This is a genomic window from Streptococcus mitis (assembly GCF_000722705.1).
Lineage (GTDB): Bacteria > Bacillota > Bacilli > Lactobacillales > Streptococcaceae > Streptococcus > Streptococcus mitis_P.
In genome coordinates this window covers 72,192-95,196 of sequence record NZ_JPFW01000001.1, presented here as the reverse complement: position 1 = coordinate 95,196, position 23,005 = coordinate 72,192, and the positions used below count along the sequence as shown (strand labels likewise).

Here is a 23,005-nt window from a genome sequence, read left to right as displayed (position 1 = left end):
GATTTTCATTGAGTATAAAATCCTAGTTTTTCAAAAATTTCTGAGAAGTTTTGGCTGATTGTCTCAAGTGACACTTGCACTTCTTCTCGTGTTTGATTATTCTTGACCGTCACTTGTCCGCTTTCGACTTCACTCTCTCCTAGGGTGATAAGGGTCTTAGCAGCAAAGACATCGGCTGACTTGAACTGAGCTTTGAGCTTACGGTTGAGGTAATCACGCTCTGCTTTGAAACCTTGTTGGCGAAGAGCTTGTACTAGTTCTAGAGCTTTGACATTTGCTCCATCACCCAAGACTGCGATATAAACATCTAGAGCGTTTTCGATAGGGAGGGCCACACCTTGCTTTTCAAGAATGAGAAGCAAACGCTCTACACCGAGTCCAAAACCAAATCCAGCAGTTTCAGGGCCACCAAAGTAAGCAACCAAACCATCGTAGCGACCACCCGCACAGACTGTCAAGTCATTGCCCTCAATCTCTGTGATAAACTCGAAAATGGTGTGGTTGTAGTAGTCCAGACCACGCACCATATTAGTATCGATGATGTAGTCTACTCCAAGATTTTCCAACATCTGACGCACAGCATCAAAATGAGCTTGACTTTCTTCATCAAGGAAGTCCAAGATAGAAGGCGCATTCTCGACTGCTACCTTGTCTTCTTTTTCTTTAGAGTCCAAGACACGAAGAGGATTTTCCTCCAAACGACGTTGGCTATCCTTAGACAAGGTCTCCTTGAGCGGTGTCAAATAGTCAATCAAGGCTTGACGGTAGGCTGCACGGCTCTCAGTATTTCCAAGAGTGTTAAGATGCAATTTGACACCTTGGATGCCGATTTCTTTCAAGAAATGGGCTGCCATAGCAATCGTTTCCACATCGGTAGCTGGATTACTAGAGCCAAAGCACTCAACACCAATCTGGTGGAACTGGCGCAAACGCCCTGCCTGTGGACGCTCATAGCGGAACATAGGGCCCATGTAGTAGAACTTACTTGGCTTTTGCACTTCTGGAGCGAAGAGTTTATTTTCCACATAAGAACGGACAACTGGCGCAGTTCCTTCTGGACGGAGGGTGATATGACGGTCACCCTTGTCATAGAAGTCGTACATTTCCTTGGTTACGATATCCGTTGTATCTCCGACAGAGCGACTGATAACCTCGTAATGCTCGAAAATAGGCGTACGCACTTCCGCATAGTTATAGCGCTTGAAAATCTCACGGGCAAAGCCCTCAACATACTGCCACTTGGCAGACTCAGCAGGCAAGATATCCTGCGTTCCTTTTGGTTTTTGTAATTTCATAGGGAGTCCTCTTTAAACTTAATAGTCTTATTTTACCATAAATAAAGGGATTAAAACAGTAAGAAAAAAATTAGGATTTAGATATCATTTTTGAGATTAATAACTGTCAAAAGAATAGCTAGCAAGGAAAGACCAACAAATAGCATCCAAGTCAACTGTATATTCCATACAGCTACAAGTGAAAAACAGGCTGTTCCCACAGGTATGGATAAGGTAAACAATAAACCTAAAAAATTACTGGTACGAGCTAGAACCTCTGGAGCTAGATTTTTCAGGAGCATGGCACTAATCTTTGGTTGAACTTTACCAGACACATACAGAGTTGAACAGAGAAATAGTAAACCAAGTACGACTTGATTGAATACATTAGCTAGACCAACTAGACTGAGTCCTACGGTCACCCACATCATCAATCTAGGCAAGGACTGCTTCCCAAAATAATCATTGCCTGTAAGGCTACTGATGATGATTGCTAACAAAGCACAGAATTGACTGATAAATAATGCCTCTGTGTAAGAAAAGTCCAAAAGAGAATGGCTCAAAAAGAAGATGTTATAGATGCTTCCTAAAGCGCCACCCAAGGCATTGATAAGCAAGACAGCAAAGATCATGAATCCAAAGTTTTTCTGTCCACCTTTAAGAAAAACGAGACGTAAATTTCGATAAATCGTTAGGAACTGCTCTTTGATCGGAAGCTTCTCATTTTTTAGAATTTCACCATCAGCAGATGACATTGACAGGCTCAATTTGCTTTTTCCTAAAAAGAGGATGACGGCTGATACTAGGAAGAAACAGGCATTGATTCCCGCAACGAGGGAAAAATTGTTGACCGATAGACCTAAGAGCCAGACTCCAAAAGCTTGACCACCAATAGCTGAAATATAGGTGATAAACTGGTTAAAAGAATAAGCCTCCATCAGATCGTCTTCAGCTACTTTTTCCTTAATGAGAGGCATGCGCAAGCCACCTGCAAAATCACTGATGACATCACTAATGACATTGATTAAACACAGGCTAGAAAAGGCAAAGAGACTAGCTTGCTGGACAACTAGGGCTGCCAGAAAAAATAAAACCGCCTGAAACAAACCGCTATAAACCATCCATTGGACCTTGGCCCTCGTGTAATCTGCCCGAATCCCTACAAAAACTGTAAAGAGAGTCGGAAGAATCATGACAATATTCGCCATAGCAACCGCAAAAGAGGCTTGTGGCAAGGTCGATGCATAAACGATAAATACCAGGTTAAAAATTGAAGCACCAAAAGCATTGAAGAATCGTGACAAAGTCAAGAGACGATAAGCTTGATTTCTGAACAATAGTTTCATAGGTAATCTCCCTTCTTGTTCGAAGTTTTATGTGAAGTATGACTATAGTATAGCACTTAGAAATTTTAGAGGAAAAACTTTTGAATATATGCAACAAATAAAATGAGCAAAAAGAAACGAGAGAATTTCTCCAGTGACACGAGAGAGCCCAACAATTCTATCACTTAAAATTTCAAATTATTTTCTTAGTTTGCAGATATTCAACAATCGGTCGTTTTTCTATAGTATTCGGCAGATTTATTACAGCCAAGCATCTCAAAAATACGGACAGCATCCTCCATCTTTTTCTGACCTTCCTTGACTCTACCTTGCTTGCTATCAAGGAGACCTTCCGCCCACAAATAGACCGTTCGGAAATAGGTTTCATTTTCATTGTAGAAATGCTCTTCGATAACACGTTTAAAATAAGAGGCATTGGTAAATTCTTCACACTCAATGCTGGCTAAAAAGCCATTCAATAGTATAGTGTGAAACAGGTTTCGATTGCCAGACATTTCCATTAGAAAATCAGATTTACGTACCATTTCTCTAACATACCTAGTGAAAAGAGAAACAGATAGAAATGGTGAACTGACTGAAAATAAATTGAGTTCATAGATTCCCCAGATCTCGGTAGAAAACAAATAATCATGAAGGACTTTCCCTTCCTCTGCCGTTAACTCTACGCTTTCATCCATACTCTTCATATAAGACTTGATAAGAATGGCATTTAGAATATGTTTCTGTTTGTTTTGAGAATGGGCATGCTTTTGATACTCCCTGCGATACAAGTCCTCAAGCGGAGCTATGTTCTTTGGATCCAAGACATCTATGATTTCTTTTCTCAACTCAGAATCTGTATCATACTGGAAACCTCTCGCAAGAAAGAGGATTTCCTCCACACTGGCAGATATATTTTCTAGGGCAAATAGAAACTTTTCCACCGAAAGCTCACTCTGACCAGTTTCAAATCGGGACAACATAGACGGCGAAAATTGTCCCCCAGTTGCTTGTCTCAGCGAGATATTTCTTGACTCTCGTAATTGTCTAAAGACTTTTCCAATCTGCTCCATAGGCTTCCCCTTGATTCCGTATTTTCTTCATTTTATCATATTTTTCAGAAAATTCATCAAAAACTTGCCAAATTGTCAGAATTATGAGAAAATAGAGGATATTTATCACGTGGAGGGACTGTAATGAGAGAGGATATCAAAATCAATGACCGTGCTTTGGCCTTACAAGACCAAATTATCGAAAAACTAGAGAAGGTTTTTGATACAGATGTGGAATTGGATGTTTACAATCTAGGGTTGATTTATGAAATCAATCTGGATGAAACAGGTCTCTGTAAGATTGTCATGACCTTCACCGATACTGCCTGCGATTGTGCCGAAAGCCTGCCTATCGAAATCGTGGCAGGTCTCAAACAAATCGAGGGTATCGAAGATGTCAAGGTTGAAGTTACCTGGTCACCTGCTTGGAAAATCACACGAATCAGTCGCTACGGCCGTATTGCCCTTGGACTACCACCTCGTTAAGCAGGAAAATTACTTTTGAAGATGAAAAGAAGCAAGCCGAAGTTGGCTTGCTTTTTGAGTTTATTTTTTACCTGACTTGTCCATATTCCAGAAGTCTGTCACGGCTCCGCGTGAAGCAGATGATACGATGTGGGCATATTTACCAAGAACACCACGGCTGTAAAGTGGTGGCAAGGTTGTTTCTGCCTTGCGTTTTTCAAGTTCTTCTTCCGATACAGCCATAGAAATTTCTTTGGTATCTTGGTCAACTGTAACGATATCGCCTGTACGAAGATAGGCAATTGGTCCACCATCCTGAGCTTCAGGAGCGATATGTCCAACAACGAGACCATAAGTACCACCAGAGAAACGTCCGTCTGTCAAGAGTGCAACCTTGTCTCCTTGACCTTTACCAACAATCATTGATGAAAGTGACAGCATCTCAGGCATACCAGGACCACCCTTAGGTCCAACGAAACGAACAACGACTACATCGCCATCAACGATTTCATCTGTCAAAACGGCCTGAATCGCATCTTCTTCTGAGTCAAAGACCTTAGCCGGTCCAACGTGACGACGCACTTTAACACCTGATACCTTGGCAACTGCACCGTCAGGAGCGAGGTTTCCGTTTAAGATAATAAGCGGACCATCCGCACGTTTTGGATTTTCAAGTGGCATGATGACTTTTTGACCTGGGGTGAGGTCTGCAAAGTCAGCTAAGTTCTCAGCAACAGTCTTACCAGTACATGTGATGCGGTCTCCATGAAGGAAACCATTTGCCAAGAGATATCTCATAACCGCAGGCACACCACCGACTTCGTAGAGGTCTTGGAAGACATACTGACCAGATGGTTTCAAGTCAGCCAAGTGAGGCACACGCTCTTGGATCGTATTGAAGTCCTCAAGTGACAAGTCAACATTGGCAGCATGGGCAATGGCAAGCAAGTGAAGAGTGGCATTTGTAGAACCACCGAGAGCCATAGTTACAGTAATGGCATCTTCAAAGGCTTCACGAGTCAAGATATCTGATGGCTTGAGACCAAGTTCCAACATCTTAACAACAGCACGTCCTGCTGCTTCGATATCTTCTTTCTTGTCAGCTGATTCAGCTGGGTGCGAGGATGAACCTGGCAAACTCATACCGAGAACTTCGATAGCAGTCGCCATGGTATTAGCAGTGTACATACCACCACAGCCACCAGGGCCAGGGCAGGCATTACATTCGAGACGTTTCACGTCCTCAGCCGTCATGTCACCGTGGTTCCATTTCCCGATACCCTCAAAAACAGAAACCAAGTCAATATCTTTGCCATCAAGATTTCCCGGTGCAATGGTTCCACCATAGGCGAAAATAGCTGGAATATCCATATTAGCAATGGCAATCATAGAACCCGGCATGTTCTTGTCACAGCCACCGATAGCGACGAAGGCATCCACGTTGTGACCACCCATAGCCGCCTCGATTGAGTCCGCAATGATATCACGAGATGTCAAAGAGAAGCGCATACCAGGCGTTCCCATGGCAATCCCGTCCGCTACAGTGATAGTCCCAAATTGTACAGGCCAAGCACCTGCCGATTTGATACCTTCTTTGGCTAATTTCCCAAAATCATGCAAGTGAATGTTACATGGTGTATTTTCCGCCCAAGTCGAAATAACCCCTACAATCGGTGTTTCAAAGTCCTTATCTGTCATACCAGTCGCACGAAGCATGGCACGGTTTGGTGATTTAACCATGCTGTCATAAATGCTACTGCGGTGACGTTTATCTAATTCAGTCATCTTATCCCTCCCATTTCAGTTTTTACTATTATAGCACATTTTAAAAGCAATGAACAGAAGAAAATTCTTGAATTTTCAGAAAATTCTATATACATCTGAAATATTTAAAATTAAAAACAACAAAGCGGATCAGGGCACTTTCTGATGACCAGAATATGCTTTTTAATCCGCTTGCTTTAAATAACGTAATGTAATTTTTACAGAAATTCTTTCAGATAAGTGTATTTAACATCTATCTTGCATTATAAAACTCTAGAACCTTCTCTTTTATATTCGATTCACTCAAACCATACTCATTAAGAAGATAATCCATTTTCCCTACTTGACCAAATTTTTCTTGAACACCCATCCGATGAATTTTTGTTATTCCATCATCAGAGAATAATTCACATAAAGCACTGCCGATTCCACCTATCTGATTGTGGTTTTCTACAGTAAATACAGTTTTTCCACTTAACATTGTTTTTATCTGTTCTGGTATTGGTTTGATTCTAAATAAATCTATGACACCTACTGAATAACCTAATTTAGACAGTTCATCCGCAACTCGAATACTTGGAGCAACCATTATTCCAGAAGCAACTATTACAACATCTTCACCATGTCTTAACTCAATATAACCTTTAGAAAAATCTTCTCCACCTTGATATACAGCCTCTGGAGCTTTTCTAATTGTTCGAATATATTTTAGTCCTTTTAAGTCTAATGTCTGATTCAAGATTTCACGAAATTGGATATCATCAGTTGCTTCGAAAATGATTGATTTAGGAATTAAACGTAACAATCCAATTTCTTCAAATGGCATATGTGTCCCACCATTCATTTCCGCAGTTACTCCTGCATCTGACCCAATCACAGTGGCATCCAATTGTGCGTATCCAAGAGAAATAAATAATTGATCAAATACTCTTCGTGAAGCAAAAGGGCCAAATGTATGAAGATAAGGTCTAAAACCCTGAATAGATAAACCTGCTGCAAGGCCTACCATTTCTGCTTCCATAATCCCAACATTCACATAACGGTCTCCAAAGTCCTTTTCAAGATTATTAGTAGCCATCGAACTTGACAAATCTGCTTCTAAAACTACTATATCAGAATAACTTTGGTTAGCCTCTAGAAGGAAATCTCTATACACATGTCGTAATTCTTTCGTACTTCTCATCATTCTGTTTCCTCCAATTCCTGACTTAATCTTTCTACAACTGAAGTTAACATTTGTCTCTCCTCTACAGTAGGGCGGAGATGATGATTGGATTTCATTTCTTCCAGCTCTTGAACCCCCTGACCTTTAATAGTATCTAATACAATACACTTAGGTGATGAATTATTTGACTGTTTTAATTGAACAATCCCTTCATAAATTTCTCTAATATCTGAACCATTGACCCTAATGGATTCAAATCCAAATGCTGAGAATTTTTCTACAAAATCTCCTGGATTACAAATATCCTTTGTAAAACCATCTAATTGTTTTTTGTTATCGTCTACAAATACAATTAAATTAGATAACTGTTGATGAGAAGCAAACTGTATAGCCTCCCAACATTGTCCCTCATTTAACTCACCATCTCCAACAATGGCATATGTATAAAAGGGACTTTTTCTTATTCTCTGACCATATGCAAGTCCGGTTGCGACACTAATTCCTTGTCCTAGGGAGCCAGTTGTCATATCTATGCCCGGCGTTAGATTTCTATCAGGATGAGACGGTAATTTGGTTCCATTTGTATTTAAAGAATATAAGAATTCTTTGTCAAAGAAACCATTCAAATAGAGTGTGCTGTACAAAGCTGGTCCAGCATGACCCTTGGATAAAACAAAATAATCTCTATCTCGTGATGCAAATATTTCTGGAGTCATTGGCATTATTTCACCATAAAGCACCGCTAAAACTTCTACTATAGACAGACTCCCTCCATAATGGCCGAATCCAAGATGATTCAATGTTCTAAGAGTATTTAATCGGATTTTCGTTGCAAATTTTCTTAACTCATCTTCTCTATTTTCACTTAAAATCATCCCTTATTCCTCCTTTGCAGATGGCTTTTTAATAAAGGATACTCCAAACATAACTGTTAGAATAAGAACAAGACCAATAATAATGCCTGCTTGTGAGCCAAATTGATTCAACATTCCTAAAACAATTCCTGATAGACCAAAATCTGCATCTGAGAAAGTTGATCCTTGGAAACCAAGTCCTCCCAAAACTGGCATTAAAAAGACTGGAAGAAAACTGATTAAAATACCTTGTAAAAATGCTCCAATAGTGGCTCCTCGAACACCACCAGATGCATTCCCAATGACACCTGCAGTCGCTCCACAGAAGAAATGAGGCACAACGCCTGGTAAGATAACAACTGTTCCTGAAGCAATCATAATTGCCATACTTACTAAACCACCAACAAAACTAGAGATAAATCCAATTAGAACTGCATTAGGTGCATAAGTATAAACAATCGGACAATCCAAAGCAGGTTTTGAATTAGGTACAAGACGCTCTGAAATACCTTTAAAGGCTGGAACAATTTCACCTAAAATAAGGCGAACACCTGCTAAAATAACAAATACCCCTGCTGCAAATTGACCTGCTAATTGTAAAGCATAAACTAGACCACTTGTACCACTACTGATTTCTTTTTCTATATATTCTGACCCTGCAAAGATAGCTACAATAATGTAGATAACTGCCATGGATAAAGTAATACTAACAGTACTATCACGTAAAAAAGCTAAACTCTTTGGAAATTTAATGTCCTCTGTTGATTTTGATTTGTCACCGATAAGGCTACCAGTAAAACCACTCAACCAATATCCCAAAGAACTGAAATGACCTAAAGCCACCTTGTCATTTCCAGTTAATTGAACCATATATTTTTGCACAAATGCTGGGGAAATACTCATAATAATACCGAGTGCTAATCCTCCTAGTAAGATAAGAGGCAAACTTGTAAAGCCAGCAACTGATAAAATGACCGCAATCATACACGCCATATATAGAGTGTGGTGCCCTGTTAAAAAGATATATTTGAATCGAGTAAAACGAGCGATTAAGATATTGAATACCATACCTGCAAACATAATCATTGCAGTAGCTGAGCCATATGTCGTTAAAGCTACAGCTACAATTGCTTCATTATTCGGAACAACTCCAGATAAATGAAAAGCATGTTCAAACATGGTACCAAATGGATTTAAAGAATTTTGTACAATTCCTGCACCACCAGATACAACTAAGAAACCAACAAATGTCTTAATTCCACCTTTAATAATATCAGGTAATTTCTTCTTCTGAAGAACTAATCCTAAGATTGCAATTAAAGCCACTAAAATAGCTGGTGTACTAACAATATCCAATATGAACTTCATCATGACGCTAGCCTCCTATATAAGTCCTTTCTCTTCACAAATTTTAGTAATTAATTCTCGTAGTTCGTCCATATCAATAATACTATTTAAGATACGAACATCTCCAAGATGACTAGCTGAATCAGCTAGATCACGACCAACAATCCAAATATCAGCTGCATTTGGATCTGCTCCACCTAAATCATAGTGTTCAACTTCTACATCTGAAACATTCAAATCACTCAATACAGATTCAATATTCATCTGTACCATAAAACTTGAACCTAATCCTGAACCACAAGCTGTACCAATTTTTAACATTATCTAATCCTCCTGTTTAATTATCATTTCAATGTCATCATAGTTTTTTGATGATATTAAAGTTTGAACATGATTTTTATCTCTTAAAATTGTTGTTAAATGTGACAAAGCCTTTAAATGACTCTCATTATCAATGGCTGCAATACAAATCAACAATCTTACCTCTTGTTCTGGATCATCCAATAAATAAATCGGTTCTTCCAAAACTAACATTGACATTCCTATTTCATTCACACCTTCATCTGGTCGAGCGTGAGGAATTGCTACTCCCTTCCCTAAATTAATAAAAGGCCCAAACTCTTCTACTTTTTGAATCATTGCCTCAGGGTAGTTCTCAGTTATCTTATGTTGATCCAAAAGCGGTTTAGCTGCTAAACAAATTGCCTCCTTCCATCCTAATTTTTTCGAACTAACCTGATAAGTTTCTTTTGTAATTAATTCTTCTAACAATGGTAACACTTCCTTTCTGTTCATTTCTTGATAGAGATACCTCTTTAATGCTAATTTTAACTCTAATTCTTGTGTGATTATACTATATCGTCTTACTATGCTAATTATCTGATTAAGCTCAATATCTCGATAACCTGTATCTGGGAAATCTTTTGATACCAATTCAACTAACTGCGTTGTTTGTTCTTCCGTCATCATAACAGAAACTAGATAATTTGGCTTCTCTGTTTCCACCTTTATAGTAGAAAAAACCATATCATAGTCACTACTAGTTTTCGCCTGTAAATCATCAATCTTTGAGGTTCCTATAAACTCAATTTGAGGAAATAATGCTAATAGATTCTCTTTTAACATCAATGAAGAACTAATCCCATTAGGACAGATAATTACTGCTTTATAACATTTTTGAGGCAAAGTATCTGCTTTCTTTAAATAACCTCCAAAATGGATAACAAAATATGCTGTTTCACTATCAGGTATGGGCTTGTCAATAGCGTCCATCAAGGGAGTCAAAGAATCTTTTACTAGTTCAAATAAATCAGGATAATGTTCTTTAACATGCAACACATATTCATTTGAACTAGGTAAGCCGAACTTTAATCTATAGTAAGCCGGTATAAGGTGGCGGCGAAGATTTTCTCTCAATACTTCCCTTTGTTTAAAATGTAACAAAGAAATATCTTCCATTCTACTTATAATAGCCTCTGTTAATTGATTAAAGTAAACCGGAGCAACATCTACTTCACCTTCAAAGCAACTTGATAATAAAACTGTGATATAGCGATAATCATCCTCTGAAAACACCGTATCTATAATTCCCAAATCAACCACTGTATCCAATAAAATAGTCGTTATATCTTGAATAGTAGGAGATACTAATGTCTCTGAAAGATATACTCTTTCAACATCTCTTTGATACCTACATATAATGAATACTAAACCGAAAAGGCAAACTTTTAATTGATTAACAATAGGTACTATCTGTAGCTTTTCATAATAATCTTTAACCACCTGATCAATCAAATCATAAGTTAATGAATAGCCCCAACTGGATAAAACATAATCCAAACCCCAAATCCCTATGGAGGATTCCAGCAACTCACTAACCATTTGAAAAGCTAAACGATGCTTATTCCACTCTGAACCGTGTAAAGTATAACCTTTTGCTCTACTGTACCCTAGCTCCAAATCATTATCTAACATAATCTTTCTTAATGATTGAATATCAGATAAGGTTGTATTCTTACTTACTTTCAAAAAGTCTTGGTAATGATTATTCGATATAAAATCTAATCGGCAAAAAGTGTAAAGATAGATTAATGCTAAGCGAGTCGACTTTGGTAAAACCAATTCATCCGACTTAATAATATCTGTCAAAGACTGCTTCGTACGATTTGATAAACTATAGCGACCTTGTTTTTTATCCAGTACTATCCCTTTATTAGCTAGATAAGGCACTAAATAATCTATTCCTTCTTTGACTTCCTTTATAGGTAAGCTCACCTTAACAGATAATTCATATAATGATAGCTCACAATGATCCATCAAAGTCATCAAAATAACTAGTGCTCTATAATCAAACATTTCTCTTCCTTTCTAACTACAATTATAGTGTAAAAGTTATAAGAATAAAAGAGTATTTCAGCACAATATAATCTCACCTCCTACAAGTAATTATTGGGCTGAAACTTTTTAGTAATTATTTTTCTACTGTTTCTTGACGTTATAAATTAAAGTGATATCATTTAGATATCAATTAATAGGAATGGTTGAAATCGCCCTGGAACGTCTCAATGAAGGGGAATTGGTAGAGCTTGATGAAGAACGAAAAGCTGCCATGGTTTCAAATCTCCTAGTCGTTCTCTGTGGCAATCATGATGCACAACCAATTGTCAACACAGGAAGTCTTTACTAAAGATGGCTGAAGCTAAAAAAAGCAGATTCCCCTTCGACTCTCAACAAAGTTATACGCTGCACTTGCATCATGGGCAGAAGACGACTTTCGTTCAGTCAATGGGCAAATCGAATATCTCCTCACAGAATGTGTCAAACAACGGAAGAAAGACGGAAAATACGTATCAGAAACCATTGACGAACCATTTGAGATTGATATTTAAGACCTTCTCCTGTCTGCTAGGTCAGACAGGAGAATTTTTTCATCTTTTTTTGTCAAGTAACTTTACTTTACAAAAAAAATGTGTTATCCTAGTATGGTTGATGAAAATCAGTAGATTGAATCGAATATAAATACCTAAAGGAGAAAGCAAAATGGCAGTACCTGCACGTCGCACCTCAAAAGCGAAGAAAAACAAACGTCGTACACACTACAAAGTAACAGCTCCATCTGTAAACTTTGACGAAACTACTGGAGATTACTCACGTTCTCACCGTGTATCACTTAAAGGATACTACAAAGGACGTAAAATCGCTAAAGCTGCATCAGCTGAATAATAGAAGGGAGATACTATGCGCGTAAATATTACACTTGAACACAAAGAATCTGGTGAACGCTTGTACCTTACTTCTAAAAACAAACGTAACACTCCAGACCGTCTTCAATTGAAGAAATACTCACCAAAACTTCGCAAACACGTTGTGTTTACAGAAGTTAAGTAAGCATTCAATACGAATCAATACAGAAGAAAAACGCATTCAAGCGTTTTTTCTTTTTGTTAACTACCTTATATTTCAATTCAAACTCTACTTAACCGATGTCATCATTTTTCACCTGTATTATATATGATGTATAAAATAGTTTTTTCATCATTTAACCTGTAAAATGGGGATTGGTGACACGGGTTCTAATTTCAGTGAAATGGATTCAAACTACAAACACACTCTGAGGAAATATCAAAACAAAAGCTTGAAATATCGGGGCTTATGTGTTAGAATGAAAACATAAAGGGAAAACAATGCTTCTAGCATATGTAACTAAAAAAGCCCCACCGTGCCACCGATGGGGTTTTTTGCTACCCTCTTAAGGTGTTAAAAGCTACTTGCTACGTTTCTTTATCCATAGCTTGAAAAGCTCAGATAGTACGTTAACAAGTAACGGAGCTAGAAAAAGGGAAAGTAACTCTAGCATATATAACACCTCCCTTCCTTAAAGTGAGGGGGCCAAAATATTATATCATACCAGATTTATATCATCAACATCGTGTCATTCTTTGAATAGATAGACTTAGATACACAAATAACCTTACTAGCAAATCTCTAAGCAAACCCAGCAATCAACGTTTTAAGACAAAGCAAAAAGCCCACTGTTGTAGGCTTTCTGTAAGATATTTCTTAAAATTAAAGCATCTTGTTGTAGAATTCAACGACAAGTGCTTCGTTGATTTCTGGGTTGATTTCGTCGCGTTCTGGCAAGCGAGTCAATGAACCTTCCAATTTTTCAGCGTCGAATGATACGAATGCTGGACGTCCAAGAGTAGCTTCTACTGCTTCAAGGATAGCTGGAACTTTCAATGATTTTTCACGAACTGAGATCACTTGACCTGGAGTTACACTGTATGATGGGATATCAACACGTTTTCCGTCAACAAGGATGTGACCGTGGTTTACGAATTGACGAGCTTGACGACGAGTAGTCGCAAGACCAAGACGGTAAACAACGTTATCCAAACGACGCTCCAAAAGAAGCATGAAGTTGAAACCTAGGATTCCGCCTTTGATTTTTGTAGCTTGTACGAACAAGTTACGGAATTGTTTTTCACCTACACCGTAAGTGAAACGAAGTTTTTGTTTTTCAGCCAATTGCAAACCGTATTCTGACAATTTAGAACGGTTGTTTGGTCCGTGTTGTCCTGGTACGTAGTTACGACGTGCCAATTCTTTACCTGTACCTGTAAGTGAAAGGCCAAGGCGACGAGCTTGTTTCCAAGATGGTCCTGTATAACGTGACATGTGAATGTCCTCCTGATATAAATAATATTTCGGTGGAAATAGTCACTTAGAAAGCCCTGATTCGTGCAGATGCCCTTCGCCTAAACAGCCAAGGTTACTTATCACAAGACACCTGTTGACGAGCTTCATGCTTTCCTGCTGATATTTCACACAAAATCCATTCTACCATGAATGGCTAGATTTGTAAAGGGGTTTTATCCTTTATTTTCATTGCCAGAGAGGTTAAGAACGAGAGTAAAGGTGCTTCCGAGGCCGTACTGGCTGGTAACTGTGATTTCTCCACCCAATTGATGGGCCAATTCACGCGCAATCGCAAGGCCTAAGCCATGACCACCTGTTTTCATATTGCGCGAAGTTTCGACACGATAAAGGCGTTTGAAAATATTCTCCAAGTCCTCTGGTGCAATGCCCTGCCCCTCATCGGTCACACTGATTGAAAGCTGGTTCTTCTCCAGTTTAGCTACCACCTCCAGCTTAGTTCCTGGAGACGAGTATTTAAAAGCGTTATTAACCAGATTCACCAAAATACGAGAAAGCTTAGCATAATCTCCCTCAATCCGGGCAGACTCTGGGATTACCTGCAAATGGACATCTCGCTCCTCCTGCTCAATCAAGAACTGAAACTCACTCATACACTCAATCAAGAGCTGATCCAGAAAAATACTGTCTTTACTAGTCTTCTCCGCCTGATTTCTAGCTGTGTTTAGGGTCAAAAAATTCAACTCTTCAACCAGTTTATTGAGTCTTTCTGTCTGGCGTCCAATGGTTGCTAGATAATGGGCTTGTTCTCCCTCCTTGATAACCCCGTCCAAAATCCCTTCTACCGTCGCTTGGATCGAAGTGATAGGGGTCTTGATATCATGCGACAGCTGGGCAATCATCAAGCCCTTTTCTCGTTCGCTTTCTTCTAATGAATCAAAGGTGGCCTGCAAATCATGGGACATTTCATTGAAAGCTTGGCCTAATTGCTGAAACTCCATAGGACCTTGAACCTCCAGATTTGAAGGGAAATCCTTGTCCGCCACCCGCTTGGCATGTTCCTTGAGTTTGCCCAATGATGTAAAGACAGGCGATAGGAGAAAGAGACTAATCCCAGCACCGACAAAACTAGCTATGAGAGTCATGCCAATCAGGAAATAAATCTCACTTTCTTCAATTAACATGCGCTGGATAGCCCAAAAAACCACGATAATTGTTAGGAGTGTTGAAATGATATACCCCACTAAAATATAACTTTTTAATTTCATTAACTACCTCGTGCTTTCTCAATTTTGTAGCCCAAGCCCCAGACAGTTTTGATGGTAGGCGTTTCTGAACTGGCATGTTTAGCCAACTCCTGTCGAAGAGCATGAATATGAACATTCAAGGTATTGGTATCATCTACGTAGTCTTCTTGCCAGACCTTTTCATAGAGGTCTGTCTTAGAGAAAACCCGCTCTGGATTACTAGCTAAAAGCCATAGGAGTTCGAAGGATTTGACTGTCAAATCAAGCGCCACATCTCCGACTTGGACCTCATGGCTACCGTGATTCATCCGTAAATCCCCGAGACTGACAACCTCTGTCTCACCTCCACGATGAAGGCGACGCAAGATATTGTGGACACGCAAAACCAGCTCACGTGGGCTAAAGGGTTTGGCAATAAAGTCATCTGCCCCTAAACTCAGGCCATAAATCTTGTCCTGCTCACTGGTCTTAGCCGTGATAAAGAGAAAAGGCTGATCTGGAGATTGATACTGGACCTCACTAATCAAGTCATAACCATCCATCCGAGGCATCATGATATCTGTAATAATCAAATCAATCGGTTTTCGCTTGAAGATTTCCAAGGCCTCTACTCCATCATGAGCCACCAAAACCTGATACCCTGCCTGAACCAGATAGCGTTGATGAATATCTGTGATTTCTACCTCGTCGTCAACGAGTAAAATTGTCTTTCCCATCTGTCTCTCCTTTGAAAAAAACAGTGCTATACCACAATAGTATAACACTATTTTAATCGCTTTACGAACATTCTAATCGCTATCTGGATTTTTCAAATCCTAGATAGAAAGTCTGTAGCTAGACTAGTCATTTTCCTCTTTTTTAGCTTTCAAACCGAGGCTACCTAACAGTCCAGCCAAAGCGAGTCCAAAGAATCCAAGAGTAGCCATTGATGTTTGGGCTTCACCAGTATATGGAAGCATGTCTTTTTGGTCTTTCATTTGATCAGCCATCATTGGACTTGACACCTTGTTAGTAGATGCCATCTTGCCTTCATCAGACATTTTGCTTGAGGCTGCTGGAGCTGGAGCTTGATCTTGTTTCATGCTTGGTGTTGCCATAGGCTGGCTAGCATTCATGGTTTTATCCTGCTCTTTGTTAGGCATCATCTTATCCTGGCTAGTAGCTGGCATTTGAGATTTCATCTCATCTTGATTGACACTTGGCATTTGAGCGTTCATCTTAGACGCATCTTGATGACTATTCATCATTGGAGTCGGCATAGCTGAACCATTAGAAGATGGGACGAAGCCTGATTGCATAGGAGTAAGAGACTGATGTCCATTCAAGTTTACTGTCAAATCCTTAGTCGCTACGAGATTGCTCAAGTCTGCCTTGCCGTCTTTCGCACCGTACACCTTGATAGTTGCTTTATAGCTTTGAGTGCCGTTTTGTTTCAAGAGGTCAAGTAAGTCTTTGTCTGATTTGCCTTGAGTGCCAGCCAAATCCACTTCATAGAAGTAGAGGCCTTTGCCCAATTTCTCTACTGGTGGAAGAGCTGGATTTTTAGCTGAACCATTGTCTGACCATGGAGCCTTGTCTGAGGCTTTCAAGATAAGGCGAGTCAACATACCATCACCAGCGAAGAATTCATATGGAATAACTTGGTTAACACCTGCTGTGAATGGACCAGGGAAATTGGCTTTGTCTAAGTAAGTGGCTGGGACATCCACTGTATCTTTGGTATTGTCAGCCACACCTTTTTGCACTTCAGCTGGAGTAGTCAAGCCATTCAAGTTTACTGTCAAATCCTTAGTCGCTACAAGGTTGCTCAAGTCTGCCTTGCCGTCCTTCGCACCGTACACTTTGATAGTTGCCTTGTAACTTTGAGTACCGTTTTGTTTTAACAAATCAAGTAGCTCTTTGTCAGATTTGCCTTGAGTACCTGCCAAATCTACTTCATAGAAGTAGAGGCCTTTGCCCAATTTTTCTACTGGTGGGAGAGCTGGATTTTTAGCTGAGCCGTTGTCTGACCATGGAGCCTTATCTGAGGCTTTCAAGATAAGGCGAGTTAACATGCCATCACCAGCGAAGAATTCGTATGGAATAACTTGGTTGACACCAGCTGTGAATGGACCAGGGAAGTTGGCTTTATCCAAGTATGTAGCTGGAACGTCTACTGTGTCTTTGGTATTGTCAGCCACGCCTTTTTGAACTTCGGCTGGAGTAGTTAAGCCATTCAAGTTCACTGTCAAATCTTTAGTCGCTACGAGATTGCTCAAATCTGCCTTGCCATCTTTTGCACCATATACTTTGATAGTAGCTTTATAGCTTTGAGTGCCGTTTTGTTTCAAGAGATCAAGAAGTTCTTTGTCAGATTTGCCTTGAGTACCTGCCAAGTCTACTTCATAGAAGTAGAGACCTTTGCCCAAGTTTTCTACTGGTGGGAGGGCAGGATTTTTAGCTGAACCATTATCTGACCATGGAGCCTTGTCAGAAGCTTTCAAAATCAAACGAGTTAACATACCATCACCAGCGAAGAATTCATATGGGATAACTTGGTTGACACCAGCTGTGAATGGGCCTGGGAAGTTGGCTTTATCCAGATAAGAAGCTGGGACGTCTACTGTGTCTTTGGTATTGTCAGCCACGCCTTTTTGCACTTCAGCTGGGGTGGTTGCTGGTTGAGCCTCACTTGCTTCACGGTCTTGTCCAGAGACTGCAGGAGCAGGTTTAACCGCATCTTCTGTTTCTTTCTTAGATTCTGGTTTTGCTTGCCCTTCTTCTTTTGGTGCTACTACTTGGTCTTTAGCAGCCACATCCGCTTTCTCTGGAGAGCTTGTAGTATCCAAGCTTGCTTTGGATGCTGAGTCTGCCTGTTCTGAAGGAAGAGCTGTATCGACTGCTTTCTTGAGAACCTCTGCTGGTAAGTCGCTCCTTTCACTCACCGAAGCTGCATCTGGTACGACTTGAGCAGGGGTTGGATTGACTACATCGGCACGCACAGAACTTGGTTGCCCAACTAGGACAAAGAAGCCACTGGCAACAACAACTGAGGCGACACCGACACTAAGACGGTGAATAGACCAACGAGTATATCTTTGATTTGGATTGAATTTCATAGGATTCTCCTTAGAGTTTTTCTTTATTTGATGATTCTAGTATAATCTCCTAAAATTAAAAAGGATTAAGAAAAAGTTAAAATTTTTCTTAAATCCCTCTTATAAAATACTTATATTAACTTTTTTACAAATTTAATTCTGCCAAGTCATCTAGATACTGGTTGTTAATGACCGCCAAGATATAGGCATCTGCTTTCAAGAGGTCATTAGGACCAAACTGGACATCCAGTTGTGAATTTTCTTGCTCACGAAATCCTAGGACATTGAGATTGTATTTGCCACGTAGATCTAGCTGGCTCAGGCTTTGACCTGCCCAAACACTCGGAATTTTCATCTCCACGATAGACACATTTTTATCCAGCTGAAAGACATCAACATTGTTATGAAAGAGAATGGTCTGCGCTAGGGACTGGCCCATTTCATACTCAGGTGAGATAACTGAGTCGGCACCGATTTTTTCCAGTACCTTCTTGGCTGTCTGGCTTTTGACCTTAGCAATAACCCTCGGCACACCCAAACTCTTACAATGCATCACTGCAAGCACACTCGACTCCAGATTTTCCCCTGTTGCCACTACAACCGTATCACAGGTATCAATACCTGCAGTTCTGAGGAGTTCCTCATCTGTGATATCACCCACAACTCCACGCGCCAAAACTGGCTCAAATTGATTGATGTGCTCGGCGTGGTCATCAATAGCAATGATATTCATATCTTGCTTGGCGAGGGCCGTCAGGACACTACTCCCAAAAATCCCCAAGCCTAAAATTCCAATCGTACGATCTGACATCGTTCTTCCTTTCTTATCCAATACTAATATCTGCTTTCATATACTGAATCAAATCTTTCTTATCAGGCTGGTAATCCGCTAGACTAACCAGCAAGGTCAAGGGACCGATACGGCCGATAAACATAAGCAACATGACAATGCTGAGGGCTAGCTTGCCCAATTCTGGTGTCAGATTTGCCGTTACCCCAACTGTCGCAAGAGCTGAAATGGTCTCAAACATGAGGTAGATAAATCGCGGTGTTCCTTCCGCTGTAATCCCCAGCAACATCAAGCCCAACAAGAAGGTCATCAAAAAGATAATGAAGACACTAAATGATTTTTGGACTGTTCGAGCCTCAATGGTTCTCTGCGCAACATTGGCATGAGGCAAGCCCAGCAATTCACTACGCGCAAAGACCAACAAGACGAAGAAGGTCGTAATCTTGAGCCCCCCAGCCGTCCCTCCAGGCGCCCCACCCAGAAACATCTGTAGGATATAGATGAATAAGGTCACAGGCCGAGCTTGAGTGTAATCAATAGAAGCAAAGCCAGCCGTTCTCATGCTAACGGTTTGGAAAAAGCTAACCAGCACTTTCTCTGGGACGCTGAGATTGCCAATGGTTCCAGGATTGTGCCACTCTGTAAAGAGCGTAGATACTGTCCCAAACAACAAAATCCCTGCGGTCAAGAAGAGGACCAGCTTGGTATGGAAACGCAGACGGCGTTTTTTCTTCTTGCCTAGCTGGGTTGCCAAGTCAAACCAGACCATAAAACCCAGACCACCCGTGATAATCAAACCAGCAATGACCAGATTGATTAAAGGATCCGTCTGGAAAGTCACTAAACTGCTACTGCCGAAATTATCAAAACCAGCATTACAAAAGGCTGAAATAGCTAAAAAGATAGAGGTAAAAATGCCTCGTCCCCAGCCGAATTCAGGAATAAAACGGAAACTTAGCAGGAGAGCACCCAAGCCCTCCACCAGAAAAGTCGTCAAAAAGATAGACCGCATAAAGGCCTTCAGTGACCGAGTCTCTCCGTAACTAAAACTCTCCTGAATGGTTTCACGGCTACGAAGACTGAGTTTTTGCTTCCCCTGAATATAAAAGACCCCGATAAAGGTCATGAGCCCCAGACCACCAATCTGGATCAAGAGCATACAAATCAGCTGGCCCCAGACATTATAGGTGGTGGCCACTGGTTGCGTAAAAAGTCCCGTCACACAGACCATGGAAACCGTCGTAAAAAGATGGTCAAAATAAGTGGCCTGCGAATCACTCGCCTGGACAAAAGGCAAACTCAAAAGGAGAGAGCCTATAAAAATAACTCCAGCAAAACTTAAAAAAATGCGACGAGCAGGCGAAAGTCCGCCAAAGATCCTTTCAAGTTTTTTCACAAATAATTTGAATAACATACATCCATTGTACCATAAAAAGAAGGATAGGAGTTAGATATGAAAGGCTATCTCAAGGCAGAGCTCCAAGGCCTTATCGAAAGCTTCTGAACCCCAGTCACGACTGTCATACTGGTCCAAGTCGGCTAGAGAGTCCGCTGTAAACAACAACTCTCCCCAGAGAACACCACGCAATTGAGCTACTGCCGCAAGCGTAGAACACTCCATCTCCACAACAGCACAGCCTTCCTTCTTGCGATAAGCCACCTTTTCAGCCGTTTCTCGGTAAAAGCCATCTGTAGACCAGGTCATGACTTCTTCATAAGGAATCCCTCTGTCTTCCAAAACTCGCTCAATGGCAGCAATAGCCTCTGGCTGAATTTCCATATAACGAGAAGGCGCCACATAATGGTAACTAGCCCCTTCATCTCGCAGAGCCCGAACTGGAACTAGAAAGGCATTTTCCTCTATATCAGCTAGCACACCACAGGTACCAGTGGAAATAATCTGCTCCACACCGTAACCAATCAACCAATCCATAAACTGGGCTGCTGGGGCAGAACCAACAGGAGCCTGAGCCAGACAAATTTCCTCGCCCTTGTAGTTCACGACATAGACTGGATAAGTCTTGGTGGCAGAAACGAATTCGCCAACACAATCCGCCCCTACTTCCTGAGCATAGCGGTCAATCTCCTCACCTAAAAAAGCATAGACACACTTCTTGGGCAAATGCAAATCCAGTTTCTCATGATCGGGCATGATGACCGCCTGAGGATTATCATCAAACTCTAAAATGGGAATCGCATGTTTCTGAATCATAACCCACCTCCTCTGATTTTGTACTATTGTATCAAAAGATGACAGAGTGTCAAGGAGGAAGATGAGGAACTGAGGAGAAAAAAGCATCCCACTTACGAAATGATTCTAAATTGATCAATGAAGCAGACTTGCTAAGAGAGAGTAGGTAAATATGGGCTGGGTAAAAGATGATGAAACCTACAAAAAAGAAACAACTTCCGCTGTTCCTTTTTACTTCTATTTAACAGATATCTCCTTAATCACGCGCGCAGGATTGCCAGCTAGGACAACGTTGTCGCCAAAGGACTTGGTGATTACAGCCCCTGCTCCAGCAACAACATTATTCCCCAGTGTTACTCCAGGAAGGACAATGACACCTCCTCCAGCCCAGAAATTATCTCCGATGGTAATAGGCTTTCCGTACTCGATACCTGAATTACGTTCCTGTGGATCCAGTGGATGGAGTGGGGTTAAAAACTGACAGTTAGGACCGATCATAGCATTGTCCCCAATACGAATCGGACAAACATCCAGCATGGTCAAGTTCCAGTTAGAGTAAAAATTTTCCCCTAGATGGATGTTGACACCGTAGTCCACCATCAAGCGAGTGTTGATATAAAGATTTTCCCCGGTCGAGCCAAACCAAGTCTTGATGATTTCGGCTCCCTTCAAGGGGTCCTCTTCCTTGTTAAAGGCAGCCTGTTTTTGGCGAGAAGCCTGAGCTAAGGCTCTCAGTTCTGGGTCTGATGGACGGTAAAACTCTCCTGCTATCATTTTCTGGTATTCGCTAGTCATTGTATTCTTCTCCTTATTCCCTACTATCATATCAAAATTTCTACATATCTGACTAGGATAATGGATACTTTCTACAGTTTATGCTCTGATTGTCATCACATCCTATCTAAACGAACACGAGTCACAATTCCATCTGGGTCTGTGATTTCCAACTGGCTAGATGTGATCCACTTGATTGGTGCATCAACTTCTTGTGCTCGTTGCACAATCGTTAACAGTTCTTCTTTACTAGAAACTTCAATGACATAATAGGCTAAGCCTGGAAGACCTTGCTTACGCGGAGCCAGCCCTTTTCCTCCCCATTCATTGACTGCCAAATGATGATGATAGTCCCCAGCTGCAATCCAACTAGCACTAGGTACACTGAATTTATCTTCTAGTCCTAACACCTTTTGATAAAACTGGCTGGACTTTCGACTATCCTTGACGGAAAGATGGATATGCCCCATTCTCGTACCCTCTGCTAGGATAAAAGGCTCTACCCTTTCTCCCAACTCATAGATATCCTGTGCCGCAAGGGCCTCAGTCACTCCTATAATGCGTCCATCTTCTCGAATATCCCAGTCCTCTACAGGCTTATCACGGTAAATTTCAATTCCGTTCCCTTCTAAATCTTCCAGATAGATTGCTTCACTGTAACCATGGTCTGCACCGCCGACTAAAGGAATCTGTAAATCTGTCAGGTGTTTCAAGACATCCGCCAAAGCCTTTCGTGTCGGCAAGAGAATAGCCAGATGGTAAAGACCATAATGTTCCCTTACTTCTCCGCTCTCTTGTGCTTGAATCAAGTGTACCAAGGCTTTTCCACCAATTCCTAGAATAACCTCTGTCTCCGTTTGAGATAAGATTTCTAAACCAATAATTTGCTGATAAAAGGCTGTTTGACTCCTCAAATCCTTTACATTTAAAACTGCCTCTGCTAAATAAATCTTACTATTGTATGCGTAGGTCATAAACGATTCTCCTTTTATTGTAATTATTGTTGTTACAACTATTATATAAC

General features: G+C 40.6%; 23 protein-coding genes. 5 read left to right on the top strand and 18 right to left on the bottom strand.

The window, feature by feature from the left end:
* Positions 1-5: 5 nt before the first annotated feature.
* The 3 genes from hisS to rgg form a co-directional block, all read right to left on the bottom strand.
* Positions 6-1,295: a histidine--tRNA ligase gene (gene hisS, locus SK642_RS00480; RefSeq protein WP_033682913.1), complete on the bottom strand. Its 1,290-nt coding sequence runs from the start codon at positions 1,293-1,295 to the stop codon at positions 6-8.
* A gap of 77 nt (positions 1,296-1,372) precedes the next feature.
* On the bottom strand, positions 1,373-2,620 hold the full coding sequence (locus SK642_RS00475; protein ID WP_033682912.1) for a transporter: 1,248 nt from the start codon (positions 2,618-2,620) through the stop codon (positions 1,373-1,375).
* A gap of 200 nt (positions 2,621-2,820) precedes the next feature.
* Positions 2,821-3,672, bottom strand: a complete 852-nt coding sequence (rgg, locus tag SK642_RS00470) for a quorum-sensing system transcriptional regulator Rgg (protein ID WP_033682911.1) — start codon at positions 3,670-3,672, stop codon at positions 2,821-2,823.
* A gap of 123 nt (positions 3,673-3,795) precedes the next feature.
* Here rgg and SK642_RS00465 point away from each other — a divergent pair, with 123 nt between their 5' ends.
* Positions 3,796-4,137 (top strand): metal-sulfur cluster assembly factor, encoded by a 342-nt coding sequence (locus tag SK642_RS00465; RefSeq protein WP_001206380.1) that lies wholly within the window; start codon positions 3,796-3,798, stop codon positions 4,135-4,137.
* A 60-nt stretch (positions 4,138-4,197) separates the two neighbouring features.
* Here SK642_RS00465 and ilvD read toward each other — a convergent pair whose 3' ends face one another.
* The 6 genes from ilvD to SK642_RS00435 all read right to left on the bottom strand — a co-directional run bounded on the left by ilvD (position 4,198) and on the right by SK642_RS00435 (position 11,601).
* Entirely contained in the window at positions 4,198-5,901 is a 1,704-nt protein-coding gene (ilvD, locus tag SK642_RS00460; RefSeq protein WP_033682910.1) for a dihydroxy-acid dehydratase, read from the bottom strand.
* A gap of 232 nt (positions 5,902-6,133) precedes the next feature.
* Positions 6,134-7,066, bottom strand: coding sequence for a transketolase family protein (locus SK642_RS00455; protein WP_033682909.1), 933 nt, complete (start codon positions 7,064-7,066; stop codon positions 6,134-6,136).
* Positions 7,063-7,920 carry a transketolase gene (locus SK642_RS00450; protein ID WP_033682908.1) on the bottom strand — a complete coding sequence of 286 codons (858 nt, stop codon included), beginning with the start codon at positions 7,918-7,920 and terminating at the stop codon, positions 7,063-7,065. The genes SK642_RS00455 and SK642_RS00450 overlap by 4 nt, the downstream gene beginning before the upstream one ends.
* 3 nt (positions 7,921-7,923) lie before the next feature.
* On the bottom strand, positions 7,924-9,270 hold the full coding sequence (locus SK642_RS00445; protein ID WP_033682907.1) for a PTS ascorbate transporter subunit IIC: 1,347 nt from the start codon (positions 9,268-9,270) through the stop codon (positions 7,924-7,926).
* A gap of 12 nt (positions 9,271-9,282) precedes the next feature.
* Positions 9,283-9,567, bottom strand: a complete 285-nt coding sequence (locus SK642_RS00440; protein WP_000912474.1) for a PTS sugar transporter subunit IIB — start codon at positions 9,565-9,567, stop codon at positions 9,283-9,285.
* A 3-nt stretch (positions 9,568-9,570) separates the two neighbouring features.
* Positions 9,571-11,601, bottom strand: coding sequence for a BglG family transcription antiterminator (locus tag SK642_RS00435; protein ID WP_033682906.1), 2,031 nt, complete (start codon positions 11,599-11,601; stop codon positions 9,571-9,573).
* A gap of 181 nt (positions 11,602-11,782) precedes the next feature.
* On the opposite strand from SK642_RS00435, the gene SK642_RS00430 reads away from it, so the two are divergent.
* From SK642_RS00430 to rpmG, 4 genes are all read left to right on the top strand, one after another.
* Positions 11,783-11,932, top strand: a complete 150-nt coding sequence (locus tag SK642_RS00430) for a hypothetical protein (RefSeq protein WP_235230851.1) — start codon at positions 11,783-11,785, stop codon at positions 11,930-11,932.
* A gap of 25 nt (positions 11,933-11,957) precedes the next feature.
* Positions 11,958-12,134, top strand: a complete 177-nt coding sequence (locus SK642_RS00425; RefSeq protein WP_033608448.1) for a PTS ascorbate transporter subunit IIC — start codon at positions 11,958-11,960, stop codon at positions 12,132-12,134.
* 151 nt (positions 12,135-12,285) lie between these two features.
* Positions 12,286-12,468, top strand: a complete 183-nt coding sequence (gene rpmF / locus SK642_RS00420) for a 50S ribosomal protein L32 (RefSeq protein WP_000290417.1) — start codon at positions 12,286-12,288, stop codon at positions 12,466-12,468.
* 15 nt (positions 12,469-12,483) lie between these two features.
* Complete coding sequence (gene rpmG, locus SK642_RS00415) at positions 12,484-12,633, top strand: 50S ribosomal protein L33 (RefSeq protein WP_001265622.1); 150 nt, start codon at positions 12,484-12,486, stop codon at positions 12,631-12,633.
* Between the two features lie 678 nt (positions 12,634-13,311).
* Here the strand turns inward: rpmG and rpsD are convergent.
* The 9 genes from rpsD to SK642_RS00370 all read right to left on the bottom strand — a co-directional run bounded on the left by rpsD (position 13,312) and on the right by SK642_RS00370 (position 22,955).
* Positions 13,312-13,923 carry a 30S ribosomal protein S4 gene (gene rpsD / locus SK642_RS00410; RefSeq protein WP_033682905.1) on the bottom strand — a complete coding sequence of 204 codons (612 nt, stop codon included), beginning with the start codon at positions 13,921-13,923 and terminating at the stop codon, positions 13,312-13,314.
* Between the two features lie 194 nt (positions 13,924-14,117).
* Positions 14,118-15,170 carry a sensor histidine kinase gene (locus SK642_RS00405; RefSeq protein WP_033682904.1) on the bottom strand — a complete coding sequence of 351 codons (1,053 nt, stop codon included), beginning with the start codon at positions 15,168-15,170 and terminating at the stop codon, positions 14,118-14,120.
* The gene (locus SK642_RS00400) at positions 15,170-15,865 is read right to left on the bottom strand and encodes a response regulator transcription factor (RefSeq protein WP_000520651.1); all 696 of its coding nucleotides are present in this window, start codon (positions 15,863-15,865) and stop codon (positions 15,170-15,172) included. The genes SK642_RS00405 and SK642_RS00400 overlap by 1 nt, the downstream gene beginning before the upstream one ends.
* A 123-nt stretch (positions 15,866-15,988) precedes the next feature.
* Positions 15,989-18,247 carry a YSIRK signal domain/LPXTG anchor domain surface protein gene (locus tag SK642_RS00395; protein ID WP_033682903.1) on the bottom strand — a complete coding sequence of 753 codons (2,259 nt, stop codon included), beginning with the start codon at positions 18,245-18,247 and terminating at the stop codon, positions 15,989-15,991.
* A gap of 124 nt (positions 18,248-18,371) precedes the next feature.
* Positions 18,372-19,037: a potassium channel family protein gene (locus tag SK642_RS00390; protein ID WP_033682902.1), complete on the bottom strand. Its 666-nt coding sequence runs from the start codon at positions 19,035-19,037 to the stop codon at positions 18,372-18,374.
* A 13-nt stretch (positions 19,038-19,050) separates the two neighbouring features.
* Positions 19,051-20,430 (bottom strand): TrkH family potassium uptake protein, encoded by a 1,380-nt coding sequence (locus SK642_RS00385; RefSeq protein WP_033682901.1) that lies wholly within the window; start codon positions 20,428-20,430, stop codon positions 19,051-19,053.
* A 33-nt stretch (positions 20,431-20,463) separates the two neighbouring features.
* The gene (locus tag SK642_RS00380; protein ID WP_033682900.1) at positions 20,464-21,228 is read right to left on the bottom strand and encodes a nucleoside phosphorylase; all 765 of its coding nucleotides are present in this window, start codon (positions 21,226-21,228) and stop codon (positions 20,464-20,466) included.
* 216 nt (positions 21,229-21,444) lie between these two features.
* Positions 21,445-22,002, bottom strand: a complete 558-nt coding sequence (locus SK642_RS00375; protein WP_033682899.1) for a sugar O-acetyltransferase — start codon at positions 22,000-22,002, stop codon at positions 21,445-21,447.
* Between the two features lie 95 nt (positions 22,003-22,097).
* Positions 22,098-22,955: a VOC family protein gene (locus SK642_RS00370; RefSeq protein ID WP_033682898.1), complete on the bottom strand. Its 858-nt coding sequence runs from the start codon at positions 22,953-22,955 to the stop codon at positions 22,098-22,100.
* Between the last annotated feature and the right edge of the window lie 50 nt (positions 22,956-23,005).

Bases quoted from the DNA above. Each gene is read 5' to 3' on its own strand.
- SK642_RS00395 (WP_033682903.1), bottom strand. From the start codon at position 18,247: ATGAAATTCAATCCAAATCAAAGATATACTCGTTGGTCTATTCACCGT.
- SK642_RS00455 (WP_033682909.1), bottom strand. From the start codon at position 7,066: ATGATGAGAAGTACGAAAGAATTACGACATGTGTATAGAGATTTCCTT.
- hisS (WP_033682913.1), bottom strand. From the start codon at position 1,295: ATGAAATTACAAAAACCAAAAGGAACGCAGGATATCTTGCCTGCTGAG.
- rpmF (WP_000290417.1), top strand. From the start codon at position 12,286: ATGGCAGTACCTGCACGTCGCACCTCAAAAGCGAAGAAAAACAAACGT.
- ilvD (WP_033682910.1), bottom strand. From the start codon at position 5,901: ATGACTGAATTAGATAAACGTCACCGCAGTAGCATTTATGACAGCATG.
- SK642_RS00400 (WP_000520651.1), bottom strand. From the start codon at position 15,865: ATGGGAAAGACAATTTTACTCGTTGACGACGAGGTAGAAATCACAGAT.
- SK642_RS00465 (WP_001206380.1), top strand. From the start codon at position 3,796: ATGAGAGAGGATATCAAAATCAATGACCGTGCTTTGGCCTTACAAGAC.
- rpsD (WP_033682905.1), bottom strand. From the start codon at position 13,923: ATGTCACGTTATACAGGACCATCTTGGAAACAAGCTCGTCGCCTTGGC.
- SK642_RS00370 (WP_033682898.1), bottom strand. From the start codon at position 22,955: ATGACCTACGCATACAATAGTAAGATTTATTTAGCAGAGGCAGTTTTA.
- SK642_RS00380 (WP_033682900.1), bottom strand. From the start codon at position 21,228: ATGATTCAGAAACATGCGATTCCCATTTTAGAGTTTGATGATAATCCT.
- rpmG (WP_001265622.1), top strand. From the start codon at position 12,484: ATGCGCGTAAATATTACACTTGAACACAAAGAATCTGGTGAACGCTTG.
- SK642_RS00435 (WP_033682906.1), bottom strand. From the start codon at position 11,601: ATGTTTGATTATAGAGCACTAGTTATTTTGATGACTTTGATGGATCAT.
- SK642_RS00375 (WP_033682899.1), bottom strand. From the start codon at position 22,002: ATGACTAGCGAATACCAGAAAATGATAGCAGGAGAGTTTTACCGTCCA.
- SK642_RS00430 (WP_235230851.1), top strand. From the start codon at position 11,783: ATGGTTGAAATCGCCCTGGAACGTCTCAATGAAGGGGAATTGGTAGAG.
- SK642_RS00405 (WP_033682904.1), bottom strand. From the start codon at position 15,170: ATGAAATTAAAAAGTTATATTTTAGTGGGGTATATCATTTCAACACTC.
- rgg (WP_033682911.1), bottom strand. From the start codon at position 3,672: ATGGAGCAGATTGGAAAAGTCTTTAGACAATTACGAGAGTCAAGAAAT.
- SK642_RS00385 (WP_033682901.1), bottom strand. From the start codon at position 20,430: ATGTTATTCAAATTATTTGTGAAAAAACTTGAAAGGATCTTTGGCGGA.
- SK642_RS00390 (WP_033682902.1), bottom strand. From the start codon at position 19,037: ATGTCAGATCGTACGATTGGAATTTTAGGCTTGGGGATTTTTGGGAGT.
- SK642_RS00445 (WP_033682907.1), bottom strand. From the start codon at position 9,270: ATGATGAAGTTCATATTGGATATTGTTAGTACACCAGCTATTTTAGTG.
- SK642_RS00475 (WP_033682912.1), bottom strand. From the start codon at position 2,620: ATGAAACTATTGTTCAGAAATCAAGCTTATCGTCTCTTGACTTTGTCA.
- SK642_RS00440 (WP_000912474.1), bottom strand. From the start codon at position 9,567: ATGTTAAAAATTGGTACAGCTTGTGGTTCAGGATTAGGTTCAAGTTTT.
- SK642_RS00450 (WP_033682908.1), bottom strand. From the start codon at position 7,920: ATGATTTTAAGTGAAAATAGAGAAGATGAGTTAAGAAAATTTGCAACG.